The organism is Streptomyces sp. NPDC002104 (assembly GCF_053593795.1).
In genome coordinates this window covers 1-13,022 of the sequence record NZ_JBSFDF010000051.1, presented here as the reverse complement: position 1 = coordinate 13,022, position 13,022 = coordinate 1, and the positions used below count along the sequence as shown (strand labels likewise).

The window sequence follows — 13,022 nt, the reverse complement described above, 5'->3', positions numbered from 1 at the left end:
GGCTCCTGCGGTGAGATCCGAAGCCCCGATGGTCACAAACCCGGGCCGGGGCGCCGGGAGCGACACGGGGACGGGGACGGGTACGTGGGCGGGAGCGCGACGGTCCCACGGGGCGAAGGGCCCCGGGGCCGCCGCTCCCCAAAGAGGCGGCCCCGGAGTTGTTCGCGAACCTCATCCTTTTGCGCGGACGATCATGTCGTCAAGGGCGCATCGATGATCCGATCGAAACGCACACGCGAAACGCACATGTGGTGGGGGGGCGGGGTGGGGACGGAGCCCGGGCTACGGGCGGACCGTCAGCCGGGGAAGCAGGTCCAGATGCTGCCGGGGCCCTTCCCGTCCCGCCCCGCGGTCCTCCAGCCGGTCCAGCAGCATGCCGGCCGCCCGAGCCCCGACCTCGCGCTTGGCCGGAGCCACCGCCGACAGGGGTATGTCGGCGAGCCCGGCCACCTCGTCGTCGTACGTGATCACCGCCAGGTCCTCCGGCACCCGCACCCCCCGCGCCTGGAGCCGCGGGATCAGCATGATCGCGTCCGTGTCGCTGTGGATCAGGGCGGCGGTCACGCCCTCCTCGGCCACCGCCGCGCACAAGTAGTCCAGGGTCCGCGCGAAGGTCTCCGCCGCCTCGGCGAGGGACGCCGCTCCGGTTGCGGTGCCCGCGCCGGTCGAGGTGCCCGCGCCGGTCGAGGTGCCCGCTCCGGCCGACGTGCCCGGGCCGGCCGACGTGCCCGGACCGGCGGCCGGGTGCGCCCCGGTGGCGGGCCACGCGGGCGCCGGCTCCAGCCCGAGGGCGGCCACGGCCGCCGCGAAACCCGTCCGCAGCCGCGCCGACGTCGGGGTCTCGCGGCTGGCCAGCGCGATCCGCTTGTGGCCCAGTTCCGCCAAGTGCCGTACGGCCCGCGCCGCCCCGTCGGCGTGGTCGGAGGCGACCCGGTCCAGGGAGGCCGCCGGGTGTCCCGGCGGGGCCCACCGTTCCACCAGGACGGTGGGCACCGGCAGTTCGGCCGTCCATGCCCCCTCGCCTGGTCCGGGCGCTCCGGCCTGCCAGTTGGGGGTCAGGAGCAGCCCGTCGGCCCCCGTCGACAGCAACCGGTCCGCCTGTGTGCGGTCCTCGCCCGCGAGGTACCGGGTCAGCCCCACGGTGAGCCGCGCGCCCCGCGCCTCGACCACCTCGCGGGCCCCCCGGACGATGTCCGCGAAGTAGTACTCGGTGGTCGGCACGACCATCCCGATCACCAGCCCGGCGGCACCGGGCTCCGGGCCGGACTCCAGCCGGCTGATCACCCCGTGCATCCGCTGGATCTCGCCCCGCGCCGCCATCGCCTCGACGTCCCGCCGCAGGGTGACGGGGGAGACCCCCAGCTCCTCGGCGAGTTCCGCGACGCGGGCACTGCCCCGCTCCCCGACGAGGGCGAGCACCCGGGCCTGACGCTGGTCGACATGTGGTCTCAAGGATCCCCCTGCGGCTTGCCCGGTCCGTGGTTCGTGCTGCGCATGCCGCTCGATTCCACCACAGAAGCCGAAATGATCGATGTGATCGAATCCGATCGACTCCGGCCCCCGCCATCCGCGCCGCCATCCGCGAAGTCCTTTGCGATCGTGTGAACTTCTGCGCCACCCCCGAACCGGCCGAGGCGGCCGCGGGCGCCGACCCCCGATCTCGCGGTCGGATCCGCGGACGAGGGCCCCGCCATCGGAAAGCGGCTCGCCGACCCCTTCCGAGGGCACCCGCACGGCATGCGCCGTCGCAGTGGGCGCGGAGCGGGAAGGGGCCCGCGCGGACGCCCGCTCGCGGCTCGGGGGCCGGGCGGCGCTCTACACTGCCGTCCTGCCGATCATGTGCCGGACGAGTGCGGAGGAACGAAACATGCGCCATCTCCCCCTGGGAAGTTCAGGTCTTCAGGTCTCGGCGATCGGGCTGGGCTGCAACAACTTCGGCGGCCGCCTCGACGCCAAGGCCACCCGTACCGTCGTCGATGCCGCACTCGACGCGGGCATCACCCTCCTCGACACCGCCGACATCTACGGGGGCGCCGGGGGCTCCGAGAGCCACCTCGGCAAGGCCCTCAAGGGGCGCCGGGACCAGGTCGTCCTCGCCACCAAGTTCGGCTTCCACGGCGTGGACATGGGCTACGGACCCGCCGCCGGCTCCCGCGCCGGCCGCGCCTACATCCGGCGCGCGGTCGAAGCGTCCCTGACCCGCCTGGGCACCGACCACATCGACCTCTACCAACTCCACAGCCCCGACCCGGCCGTTCCCGTGGCCGAGACCCTCGCCGCGCTCACCGAACTCGTCACCGAGGGCAAGATCCGCTACATCGGTCACTCCAACTTCAGCGGATGGCAGCTCGCCGAAGCCGCCCACGTGGCCCGCGAGACCGGGGCGGCGCCCTTCGTATCGGCCCAGAACGAGTGGTCGCTCCTCCAGCGGTCGGCGGAGCGCGAGCTCGTCCCGGCAGCCCTCCACTACGGAGTGGGCGTACTGCCGTACTTCCCGCTGGCCAACGGCCTGCTGACCGGAAAGATCCGCCGGGGCGCCCCCGTCCCCGCGGGCTCCCGGCTCGAAGGCCGCGACGCCTACCTCACCGACGAGCGCCTCGACATCGTGGAAGCCCTGGCCGCGCTCGCCGACAAGCACGGGCGCACCGTGCTGGAACTCGCCATCGGCTGGCTCTCCGCCCAGCCCGGCTGCGCCTCCGTCATCGCGGGCGCCACCTCCGCCGAGCAGGTACGGGCCAACGCGGCCGTGGCCGACCGGCCGCTCGACGCCGAACTCCTCGCGGAGGTCGACGCCGTCGCGGGGGCTGCCGCCGGCTGACCGGCCTCCTGCCTTCAGGAGGCCTCGGGCGACGGAGTCACCGAAGCGGAGGGCGAGGGGAAGGCCGAGGCAGATGCCGAGGCCGATGCCGATTCCGACGGGCCCGGCGACGCACCGGCCGACGTACTGGCCGACGTACTGGCCGACGGGCTGGCGGACGCCGTGCCCGTCGGTGCCCCCGTCAGGACCTCCACCTGGCCGGTGTCCAGCGAGTAGTAGGCGCCGACCACGGCCAGCGAGCCCTTCCGCACCAGAGGCGCCAGGTCCGCGTTGGCCCGCAGTTCGTCCGCCGTCACCTTGATCTGGTTGCGGATCATCGTGTCGACCGGGTCGGCGCCCGGGTCCTTGACCGTCAGCTCGTACGCCGGAACCAGCGCCCTTTCGATCGCCCGCAGGTTGCCGGGCAGCGGGTCGCCGTCCCGCAAGGCCTTGTACGAGGCGTCGATGGCTCCGCAGCGCTGGTGCCCGAGGACCAGGATCAGCGGGGTGCCCGCCGTCATGGGCCCGAACTCCACCGACCCGGTCACCACCGGGCCGACCGCCTGCCCGCCGGTGCGCAGCACGAACAGGTCGCCGAGCCCGGTGTCGAAGAGCAGCTCCGGCGGCACCCGGGAGTCGATGCACGCGAGGATCACGCCGAAGGGATCCTGCGTCTGGGAGACCAGCGCACGGCGGTCCGGATCGCGGTCGGGGTGGTTGAGGCTGCCGCTCACCCAGCGCTTGTTGCCCTCCATCAGGCGGCTGTACGCGCCCTCGGGGGTGCTCGGCCGGGGCTCCGGCGCGCCCGTCGCCGCCTTCGGGGTGCTCTTCGCCGAGCACCCCGTGAGCAGGGCCGCTGCGGCCGTGAGGCCTCCCGTCAGTACGAACCTGCGAGGTGGAAGTCCTGCTCTGTCCATCGGGTGGTACCCCTCGGTGCCGTTCGGACGCGTCCGTACGTCCTGACCGAGGGCGATTCTTGGGGGGTACGGGCCGCAGCGGCGGCAGGCACACGCGGGGCCGCCCCGGTTGGCCCCCGACGGCCGAACGGGACCGTGCGCCGGAGCACGGTCCCGTTCGGCGTCAGCCGCGGCCCTTCTCCGGGCCGCAGCGTCAGGACACGATGTCCTTGCGCGCGAACCCGCGGAACGCGAGCGCGAACAGCACCACGGCGTACGACACCGACACCACCGTCCCCTTGATCATGCCGCCCCATTCGAGCTGCGGCTGCAAGGCGTCGGCCCAGGCGAACTGCCAGTGCGCGGGCAGGAACTCCCGCCAGGACCCCAGGGCCGTCACCGCGTCGAGCACGTTGCCGACGATCGTCAGCCCGACCGCCCCGCCCACCGCGCCCAGCGGTGCGTCCGTCCGCGTCGACAGCCAGAACGCCAGCCCGGCCGTGACCAGCTGCGACACGAAGACGAACGCCACGGCGATCGCGAGCCGCCCGATCGTGTCCCCGGCCGGCAGCGAGCCGCCCGCGGGGAGTTCCAGCGGGCCCCACCCGTAGGCCGCCGTACCCGCGGCGAGCGCCACCAGTGGCAGCAGCACCATCGCGGCCAGGCTGAACCCGAGGGCCACCACCAGCTTGCTCCACAGCAGCCGGGCCCTGGGCACGGGGGAGGCCAGCAGGTAGCGCAGCGAGGACCAGCTGGCCTCCGAGGCCACCGTGTCCCCGCAGAACAGGGCCACCGGCACCACGAGCAGGAACCCGGCCGACACGAACAGGCAGGTGGCCGCGAAGTTCGCGCCCGAGGCCGTCGCCGTGTCGACGAGGGTGATCCGGCCGTCGCCGCCGCCGCGGCTGCCGGGGCCGCCGCCGACCGCGAAGGCGATCATCAGGATGAACGGCAGCGCGGCCAGGATCCCGCCCATCACCAGCGTCCGCCGCCGGCGCCACTGCCGCAGTGCCTCCACGCGCAGCGGCAGCGTCCGGTTGGCCCGGTAGCCGTGGGCGACCTCGCGGCCGATGCCGTCCGGCGTCACGTCGCCGCCGGCGGGCGAGTCCGCGTCTCCGCGGGCGTTCACATCCGTCACGGTGTTCATGCCGCGCCTCCGATCAGGGTGAGGAACGCGTCTTCGAGCCGCCGGTGCGGCCCCACTCCCGACACCGGCACCTCCAGCCGTACGAGTTCGGCGATCAGCTCGGCGGCGCTCGCGCCGTCCAGCCGTACGAGCAGGCCGTCCTCGGCACGCACCACGGACTCCACTCCCTCCAGCGCGGCGATCTTCCCGAGGGCCGACTCGTCCACCGGCTGTGCCAGCGACACCAGCAGGACGTCCCCGCCGCCGGTGATCTCGGCGACCTCGCCCGCCTGGACGAGCCGGCCGCGGTCCATGACCACCAGGTGCGTGCAGGACTGCTCGACCTCCGACAGCAGGTGGCTGGAGACGATGACCGTCCGCCCGCCGGCCGCGTACCGGATCATCACGTCGCGCATCTCGCGGATCTGCGGCGGGTCCAGACCGTTGGTCGGCTCGTCGAGGATCAGCAGGTCCGGCATGCCGAGCATGGCCTGCGCGATCGCGAGGCGCTGGCGCATGCCCTGCGAGTACGTGCGCACCGCCCGCTCCAGCGCGTCGCCGAGCCCGGCGATCTCCAGGGCCTCCTCCATGTGGGAATCGGCGGCGGGACGGCCCGTGGCCTGCCAGTACAGCTCCAGGTTGGCGCGCCCGGTCAGGTGCGGCAGGAAGCCGGCACCCTCCACGAACGCCCCGACCCGCGAGAGCACCGGCGCACCGGCCCGTACCTGGTGTCCGAAGACCCGGATCTCCCCGGCGTCCGGAGTGATCAGGCCCATCAGCATGCGCAGGGTCGTGGTCTTGCCCGCTCCGTTGGGGCCGAGGAGGCCGAGCACCTGGCCCTTCTCCACCCGGAAGGACAGGTCCCGGACGGCGTAGCGGTCCTGCGCCTTGGCGTACCGCTTGGTCAGCCCGGTGATCTCCAGCGGTACGGCGGCCAGCGCCGGGTCGGGCTGCGAGGAGCCCGGCCGGGTACCGCCCGGCCCGCGGCCGGTCCGTCCGCCGCTCCTGCCGCCGGTCCTGCGGATCCCCACCAGCGCTGCGGCCAGCAGCGCGGCCCCGAGCGGCATCCACCAGGTCCAGGCGGGCAGCCCGGAGGACGCCGTGCGCACCCCGCCCGCGACGGGCACGGCCAGGGGGCCCTGCGCCGAGACGGTGTAGGTCGCCGGCGCGGCCGGGGAGGCGTAGCCGAGGTCGGTGGCGGCGACGACGAGCCGCAGCCGGTGCCCGGACTCGACCGCGTGGTCGATCGCGGGCAGCCGCAGCTCGACGGTCCTGTCCTGCTGCGCGCCCTCCACCCGGACCGGGGCCACCAGCTGACTGGGCAGCACCTGCTGGCGGCCGTCGGGGCTGACGTCGTACACCTTGCCGAACAGGACGGCCGAACCGTCCGCAGCTGTAGACCTCACCTTCAGGGTGATGGTCGGGGTCCCGGTGATCCGGGTTTCCTCCGTCAGCGGCTCCGAGTCGAACCGGGCGTTCTGCCCGGGGAAGTCCAGCGAGAGGCCGCCTCCGAGGGCGGCGAGCTGCCCGCCGATGCCGGGTAGTGCGGACAGTGCGGGCGGGGCCCCGCCGGCGGGGTTGGCGAAGGTCTGCTCCCGGCCGGTCAGGGCGAACTCGCGCGGACCGGACAGCAGCCCGGGATAGGTGGAGCCGCTCGCTCCGCGCAGGGTGACCCGGCCGTCGGTGGAGTCGATGCCGCCGGAGCGCGAGACGCGGAAGGCGGGCCCGGTGTCCACGGACGTGTCGTCCTTGAGGTAGCGGTCGAACCAGGTCTTCACCCGGTCCTCGACGCGGTCCGCCTCGCGCATGCCCCCGTCGTGGCCGCCGGCGGCCCAGTCCACGGAGACGGGCGCGCCGTTCGCGGCGATCGCCTTGGCCATGGCGTCGGCCTGGTCCAGCGGGAAGAGGGAGTCGTCCTGGCCCTGCGTGATCAGGGTCGGCACCTTGATCGCGCCGCCGACCGCCGAGGGGCTGCGCCGCTCCAGCAGCGCGCGGGCCTCGGGGTCGGGCTTTCCGGCCACCGCGACCCGTTCGTACATGGCGCACAGCTCCGGCTGGAACCGTCCGCAGCCGGGCGCGGGCGGGGCAGCCCCGGGGGCGGCGCCGGACGGGGCGGAGGCCCCCGGCTGCAGTCCGCCCGCTGAGCCCGTGGTGAAGAAGAGGCCCGCCCACAGCTTCTTGAAGACGCCGTTCGGGAAGAGGGAGTCCGCGAGGTTCCAGTAGGTGATCGAGGGGGCGATGGCGTCCACGCGCGGGTCGTTGCCGGCCGCGAGGAGGGAGATCGCCCCGCCGTAGGAGCCGCCCGCGACTCCGACGCGCGGATCTCCCTTCGCGTCGAGCCGTACGCCGGGCCGGGCGGCGATCCAGTCGATCAGCCGGGAGACGTCCTTGACCTCGTACTCGGGGTCGTTCAGCCCGATCTTCCCGCCGGAGCGGCCGAATCCGCGCGCGGACCAGGTCAGCACGGCGTAGCCGTCGCGGGCGAGGCGCTCGGCCTGCGGGCGCATGTCCTCCTTGCTGCCGCCGAAACCGTGGGCGAGGAGCACGGCGGGACGTTTCGCCCCACCGTCCCCCGCGGGGTCGCCGCTGGTGAAGTAGGAGATGCCGATCCCGGCGCCGGGCATGTCGAGGACCTGGTCCTCGCGGCGCACGGCCGGGCCGTCGCCCGCCGCGGCGGTGGCCGTGAGGGTGCCCGCCCCCGCGACGACGGCGAGCGCGGCGGCGCCCGCGAGCAGGCGGCTTCGGCGGCGCCGGGGCAGTCGGAGCTTCATACGGGAACCCTAAACGCCAGCCCGCCGGTGGCCGCGCTCCCGCAGGCTGAACTGCCGACGTCCTCGAGGACTACGCGCACCGCCGCGCATACCGCGCCTGCGGTACGCGGCGGGGCCGGCGGTACGCGGCGGGGCGGGGCGGGGCCGGCGTGGGCAGGGCGGCGCCGGCCGCCGAGCCCGGCGGGACATCCAGCCCCGCCGAGCCCTGCGAGCCTGGATGTCCCGTCTGCCGGGCTGCGTCGGGAGCCGTCTCGCGGGAGGATGGCCGCATGCTGCTGGCCGAGGTCGCGCGGGTGTCCCGGGAGGTTGGCGAGACCTCCGCCCGGTCGGGTAAGACCGCCCTGCTCGCGGAGCTGTTCGCCGCCGCGCCCCGTGAGGAGGCCGCGCTGGTCGTGTCCTATCTCGCCGGGCGGCTCCCGCAGGGACGCCCCGGGATCGGCTGGCGGGCGCTGGCCCAGGAGACGCCGCCGGCCGCGGAGCCGACCCTGACCGTGACCGCCGTCGACGAGGCCGTGACACGGTTCGCCGCGGTCGCCGGAGCCGGCTCCCAGGCCGAACGCCGCCGGATCCTGGACGCCCTGCTCGGCGCCGCCACCGCGGCCGAGCAGCGGTTCCTGCGCAGCCTGCTCGGCGGCGAGGTGCGCCAGGGCGCGCTCGACGCGGTGGCCCTGGAGGGTGTGGCCGCCGCGGCCGGGGTGCCCGCCGCCGCCCTGCGCCGGGCGGCGATGCTCGACGGATCCCTGCCCCGGGTGGCGGCGGCCGTGCTCGCCGACGGGGCGGCGGCCCTGCGCGAGGTGACCCTGCGGGTGGGGCAGCCCGTACAGCCGATGCTGGCGAACACCGCCAAGTCGGTGGCCGAGGCCCTGGCCGCGCTCGGGCCGTGCGCGGTGGAGGAGAAGCTCGACGGGATCCGGGTCCAGGTCCACCGCGAGGGGGCCGACGTACGGCTGTACACGCGCTCCCTCGACGAGATCACCGACCGCCTGCCGGAGGTCGCCGAGCTGGTCCTGTCCTTTCCGGGGGAACGGTTCATCCTCGACGGCGAGGTCATCGGACATTCGGCGGCGGACGGGCGGCCGGTGCCCTTTCAGGAGGTGGCGAGCCGGGTCGGCTCCCGCGCCGACGTCGAGGCCGCCCGGCGGACCCTCCCGGTCGTCCCCTACTTCTTCGACGTGCTGGTGGCGGGGGACCGCGTACTCCTCGACCTGCCGGTGCGCGAGCGGTACGCGGAGCTCACCGCCCTCGTACCGCAGGAGTTCCGCGTCGGGCGGCTCGTGGTCGAGGACCCGGCCGCGCAGGCGGCGGAGGCGGAGGAGTTCTGGAAGCGGACCCTGAGCCGCGGGCACGAGGGCGTGATGTTCAAGTCCCTCGACTCCTCCTACGCGGCCGGCCGGCGCGGCAAACACTGGCTCAAGGTGAAACCGGTGCACACCCTGGACCTGGTGGTGCTCGCCGTGGAGCGGGGCCACGGCCGGCGCACCGGCCTCCTGTCCAACCTGCACCTGGGCGCCCGGACCGCCGACGGCGGCTACGCGATGCTCGGCAAGACCTTCAAGGGACTGACCGACGAGATGCTGCGCTGGCAGACCGAGCGGCTCGGCGAGCTCGCGGTCGAGGACGACGGTTACACGGTCCGGGTGCGCCCCGAACTGGTGGTGGAGATCGCCTACGACGGCCTCCAGCGCTCCCCGCGCTACCCGGCCGGGGTCGCCCTGCGCTTCGCGCGCGTCCTGCGCCACCGCCCCGACAAGCGGGCGCAGGACGCGGACACCGTGGAGACCGTGCTCGGCGCGACGTAGAGCACGCGACGTAGAGCAGAGGGGGATTTGCCTCTTAGGCAAAGCGGATTGCCAGGGAGGTAAGGATCTGGCTCAATCGGGGCATGACAACCGGTCCTGCCCCCGGCCCCGGCGAAGCGGCCGGCCCCGGCCCCGACGCCGAGCTGCCCACCGTCGCCCCGCAGCTGCGCGATCTGCGCCGCCGGGCCGGACTCACCCTGGAGGCCGCAGCCGCCCGGGCCCGGCTCTCGCCGGCGCACCTGTCACGGCTGGAGACCGGCCGCCGCCAGCCCTCGCTGCCGCTGCTGCTCGGGCTCGCCCGTACGTACGGCACGACCGTCTCCGAGTTGCTCGGGGAGACCCCGGCCGTCGCCGATCCCATCGTACGGGCCGGCGGCCCGGGCGCCCGCGAGGCGGACGGCTGGACCTACTGGCAGGCCGGTGGCTCCGGCCGCGGGATGCAGGCGCTGCGCGTGCACGTCCCCCACGGCCGCAGCCAGGGCGAGCTGGTCCGCGTCCATCCGGGGGAGGAGTGGCTGTACGTGCTGACGGGGCGGCTGCGGCTGCACCTGGGGGAGACCGAGCACCTGCTGGAGCCCGGGGACAGCGCCCACTTCGACTCGCTCACCGCGCACCGGATCGGTGCGGCCTCGCCCGCCGGGGCGGAGCTGCTGTTCGTCCACACCCTGCTGCAGAGCAGCCTCGCCGGCCTGTGCCTCGGCGGCGGGACCGGCACGGCCGGCACGACCACACACCACCGATAGGCGAGGAGCCCGTACGCCATGCCCGATACGCAGCAGCCGGAGCACGCGCAGACGCCCCAGCACGCGCAGACGCCTCAGCAGTCTCAGCAGGCGCAGCAGTCGAAGTTTCCGCGGGGTCTCATCATCCGGCTCATCGCCTACTTGTTCGTAGGCCATCTCTTCGCGTTCTTCGTCTACCTGCTGTTCGTGCTGGGTGCGCAAAACCAGTGACAGCGGGCCGGAATTTCCGTACACGGCTCTAGGAACCTACAGGTCCTGAAGCTACCCTCCGCGCATGATTTCCACGGTTGTCTGGGGTACCGGCAACGTCGGCCGTTTGGCCATCCGTGCCGTAGAGGCCCATCCGGCGCTGAAGTTGGCCGCCGTCATCGTCCACAATCCAGAGAAGGTCGGCCGCGACGCCGGTGAACTCGGCGAACTCGACTACGAGACGGGCGTCGCGGCCACCGACGACATCGAGGCGGTCCTCGCGGCCCGTCCGCAGGCGGTCGTCTACGCGGCGTCCGGAGACATCCGCCCCGACGACGCGCTCGCCGACATCACCCGGGCGATCCGCTCCGGGGCCGTCGTCGTGAGCCCCGCCCTCTATCCGCTCTACGACTACCGCAGCGCCCCACCGGAGTTCCTCGACCCGGTGACCGCCGCGGTCGCGGAGGGCGGCGGTTCGCTCTTCGCCTCCGGCGTCGACCCCGGCTGGGGCAACGACGTGCTCCCGCTGCTACTCAGCGGGCTCGGTACCCGGATCGACGTCATCCGCTGCCAGGAGATCTTCGACTACTCCACCTACGACCAGCCGGACTCCGTCCGCTACCTCATCGGCATGGGTCAGCCCATGGACTACGAGCCGATGATGCTCATGCCGTCCATCCCGACCATGGTGTGGGGCGGGCAGATCCGGATGATGGCCCGGGCGCTGGGCGTCGAACTCGACGACATCCGCGAGACCGTGGAGCGCCGCGCCCTCGACGCCACCGTCACCACGCGCACCATGGGGGAGTTCGAGGGCGGCACCCAGGGCGCCATCCGCTTCGAGGTGCAGGGGATCGTCGAGGGCGAACCCCGCATCGTCATCGAGCACGTCACCCGCATCCACGCCTCCTGCGCCCCCGACTGGCCGGCCCCGCCCGACGGCGGCGACGGCGCCCACCGGGTGATCATCGAGGGCCGCCCCCACATCGAGGTCACCATCGAGGCCTCCGACGAGGGCGAGAACCGCTCCGCCGGCGGCAACGCCACCGCCGTCGGACGCCTCGTCGGAGCCATCGACTGGCTGGTGGAGGCCGAACCGGGGCTCTACGACGCCCTGGACGTCCCGCTGCGCCCCGCCGTCGGCAAACTCGGAAGGAAACTGTCATGAGGATCGACATCCCCGAAGGCCAGCACCCCATCGAGTACGTGTGGGGCGACCTGGTCCCCGGCATCGGCATGGCCGCCGCCAACTTCTCCCTCTCCGTGTACGCCCACACCACCCTGGGGCTGCGGGAGTTCGAGGCGGCGCGGCTGCGCGTCGCGCAGATCAACGGCTGCGTCTTCTGCCTGGACTGGCGCACCGACCGGGACGGGGAGAAGGTCGAGGACGAGTTCCCCGACGCCGTCACCGACTGGCGCACCACGGACCGCTTCGACGCGCGCACCCGGCTCGCGGCGGAGTACGCGGAGCGGTACTGCCTGGACCACCACGGCCTGGACGAGGAGTTCTGGGAGCGGATGACGGCCCGCTACAGCCAGGTGGAGATCGTGGAGCTGACGATGAGCATCGGCTCCTGGCTCGCCTTCGGCCGGCTCAACCACGTACTCGGCCTCGACAGCGTCTGCGTGCTGCCGGGCCACTGAGCGCGGGCAGCAGAGCACGGCCCATTGAGCACGGGCCACCGCACGCGGGCCGCCGATCGCGGACCGCGTGCGGTGGCCCGTGCGAGGGGCGTGCGAGGGGCGTGCGGTGGGCAAGCCGTGGGCATGCGGTGCACGCACGGGACCGGGGCCGTCGGAGAATCCGACGGCCCCGGCCTTCGTGCTGTCCGCGCCAGGAGCGACCTAGAGGTCGGTGGCGATGATCTTCTCGATGTTGCGCTCGGCGAGCGCCGTGATGGTGACGAACGGGTTGACGCTGGTGTTGCCGGGGATCAGCGCGCCGTCGATGACGTACAGGCCCGTGTAGCCGTGCAGACGGCCGTAGTTGTCAGTGGCCTTGTCCAGGACCGCGCCGCCGAGGGGGTGGTAGGTGAGGTGGTCGCCCCAGATCTTGTTGGTGCCGAAGAGGTCGGTCCGGTAGATCGTCCCCTCCTTCTTGTTGATCTTGTCGAAGATCGTCTTCGCCATGTCGATCGACGGCTGCTTCCACGCCGTCTGCCAGTTCAGCTCGACCCCGCCCGTGGCGGGGTTGTACGTGAACTGCGCGCGGTTCGGGTTCTTCGTGATCGACAGGTAGAACGAGGCGTAGGTCTCGATGCCGGTCGGCAGCGGCGCCACCTCGGCGAACGCGCCGCCCGCGTCCCAGTTGTCGATGCCGCCGCAGGGGATGGAGGCCTGCACCTTGCCGGTCGCGTCCCACATGTGGTTGGCCCGGCCGCACATGACGTTGCCGTTGTCGCCCCAGCCCTTGCCGATCTCGTTGTTCAGGTTGGGCAGGGCGCCGGTGGCCTTGAGCCGGACGAGCAGCTTGCTGGTGCCGACGCTGCCGGCCGCGAAGAACACCTTGTCCGCGACGACGGTCTTGGTGCCCACGGTGTCGCCCGTGGTGTTGATCTGGTCGATGACGACCGTGTACCCGCCGCCGGAGGCGGGGGAGACCGAAGTCACCTTGTGCAGGGGCGAGATGGTGACCTTGCCGGTGGCCTTGGCCTGGGCGATGTAGGTCTTCTGGAGGGACTTCTTGCCCGCGTTGTTGCCG

At 73.4% G+C, this 13,022-nt stretch carries 11 protein-coding genes; 6 read left to right on the top strand and 5 right to left on the bottom strand.

Features of this window, described 5'->3' with window-relative positions:
* Positions 1-282: 282 nt before the first annotated feature.
* Positions 283-1,452, bottom strand: a complete 1,170-nt coding sequence (locus tag ACWCP2_RS31010) for a substrate-binding domain-containing protein (RefSeq protein WP_450911881.1) — start codon at positions 1,450-1,452, stop codon at positions 283-285.
* A gap of 415 nt (positions 1,453-1,867) precedes the next feature.
* Between ACWCP2_RS31010 and ACWCP2_RS31005 the strand changes: the two genes are divergently transcribed.
* On the top strand, positions 1,868-2,818 hold the full coding sequence (locus ACWCP2_RS31005) for an aldo/keto reductase (RefSeq protein ID WP_450911880.1): 951 nt from the start codon (positions 1,868-1,870) through the stop codon (positions 2,816-2,818).
* Between the two features lie 14 nt (positions 2,819-2,832).
* Here ACWCP2_RS31005 and ACWCP2_RS31000 read toward each other — a convergent pair whose 3' ends face one another.
* From ACWCP2_RS31000 to ACWCP2_RS30990, 3 genes are all read right to left on the bottom strand, one after another.
* Positions 2,833-3,714, bottom strand: a complete 882-nt coding sequence (locus ACWCP2_RS31000; protein ID WP_450911879.1) for a carbonic anhydrase — start codon at positions 3,712-3,714, stop codon at positions 2,833-2,835.
* 193 nt (positions 3,715-3,907) lie between these two features.
* Positions 3,908-4,840 carry an ABC transporter permease gene (locus tag ACWCP2_RS30995; protein ID WP_450911878.1) on the bottom strand — a complete coding sequence of 311 codons (933 nt, stop codon included), beginning with the start codon at positions 4,838-4,840 and terminating at the stop codon, positions 3,908-3,910.
* Positions 4,837-7,590, bottom strand: a complete 2,754-nt coding sequence (locus ACWCP2_RS30990; protein WP_450911877.1) for an alpha/beta fold hydrolase — start codon at positions 7,588-7,590, stop codon at positions 4,837-4,839. The genes ACWCP2_RS30995 and ACWCP2_RS30990 overlap by 4 nt, the downstream gene beginning before the upstream one ends.
* Before the next feature lie 269 nt (positions 7,591-7,859).
* Between ACWCP2_RS30990 and ACWCP2_RS30985 the strand changes: the two genes are divergently transcribed.
* The 5 genes from ACWCP2_RS30985 to ACWCP2_RS30965 all read left to right on the top strand — a co-directional run bounded on the left by ACWCP2_RS30985 (position 7,860) and on the right by ACWCP2_RS30965 (position 11,965).
* Entirely contained in the window at positions 7,860-9,389 is a 1,530-nt protein-coding gene (locus ACWCP2_RS30985; RefSeq protein ID WP_450911876.1) for an ATP-dependent DNA ligase, read from the top strand.
* A gap of 83 nt (positions 9,390-9,472) precedes the next feature.
* Positions 9,473-10,132, top strand: coding sequence for a helix-turn-helix domain-containing protein (locus ACWCP2_RS30980; RefSeq protein WP_450911875.1), 660 nt, complete (start codon positions 9,473-9,475; stop codon positions 10,130-10,132).
* Positions 10,133-10,150: 18 nt separating this feature from the next.
* Positions 10,151-10,342, top strand: coding sequence for a DUF6126 family protein (locus ACWCP2_RS30975; protein WP_450911874.1), 192 nt, complete (start codon positions 10,151-10,153; stop codon positions 10,340-10,342).
* Between the two features lie 64 nt (positions 10,343-10,406).
* Positions 10,407-11,489: an NAD(P)H-dependent amine dehydrogenase family protein gene (locus ACWCP2_RS30970; protein ID WP_450911873.1), complete on the top strand. Its 1,083-nt coding sequence runs from the start codon at positions 10,407-10,409 to the stop codon at positions 11,487-11,489.
* Entirely contained in the window at positions 11,486-11,965 is a 480-nt protein-coding gene (locus ACWCP2_RS30965; RefSeq protein ID WP_450911872.1) for a carboxymuconolactone decarboxylase family protein, read from the top strand. The genes ACWCP2_RS30970 and ACWCP2_RS30965 overlap by 4 nt, the downstream gene beginning before the upstream one ends.
* A 201-nt stretch (positions 11,966-12,166) precedes the next feature.
* Here the strand turns inward: ACWCP2_RS30965 and ACWCP2_RS30960 are convergent.
* Positions 12,167-13,022 (bottom strand): GMC oxidoreductase (locus tag ACWCP2_RS30960; RefSeq protein ID WP_450911871.1); only part of this gene is annotated, 856 nt, incomplete at its 5' end.

Bases quoted from the DNA above. Each gene is read 5' to 3' on its own strand.
- ACWCP2_RS30970 (WP_450911873.1), top strand. From the start codon at position 10,407: ATGATTTCCACGGTTGTCTGGGGTACCGGCAACGTCGGCCGTTTGGCC.
- ACWCP2_RS30990 (WP_450911877.1), bottom strand. From the start codon at position 7,590: ATGAAGCTCCGACTGCCCCGGCGCCGCCGAAGCCGCCTGCTCGCGGGC.
- ACWCP2_RS30995 (WP_450911878.1), bottom strand. From the start codon at position 4,840: ATGAACACCGTGACGGATGTGAACGCCCGCGGAGACGCGGACTCGCCC.
- ACWCP2_RS30965 (WP_450911872.1), top strand. From the start codon at position 11,486: ATGAGGATCGACATCCCCGAAGGCCAGCACCCCATCGAGTACGTGTGG.
- ACWCP2_RS31000 (WP_450911879.1), bottom strand. From the start codon at position 3,714: ATGGACAGAGCAGGACTTCCACCTCGCAGGTTCGTACTGACGGGAGGC.
- ACWCP2_RS30985 (WP_450911876.1), top strand. From the start codon at position 7,860: ATGCTGCTGGCCGAGGTCGCGCGGGTGTCCCGGGAGGTTGGCGAGACC.
- ACWCP2_RS30980 (WP_450911875.1), top strand. From the start codon at position 9,473: ATGACAACCGGTCCTGCCCCCGGCCCCGGCGAAGCGGCCGGCCCCGGC.
- ACWCP2_RS31005 (WP_450911880.1), top strand. From the start codon at position 1,868: ATGCGCCATCTCCCCCTGGGAAGTTCAGGTCTTCAGGTCTCGGCGATC.
- ACWCP2_RS30975 (WP_450911874.1), top strand. From the start codon at position 10,151: ATGCCCGATACGCAGCAGCCGGAGCACGCGCAGACGCCCCAGCACGCG.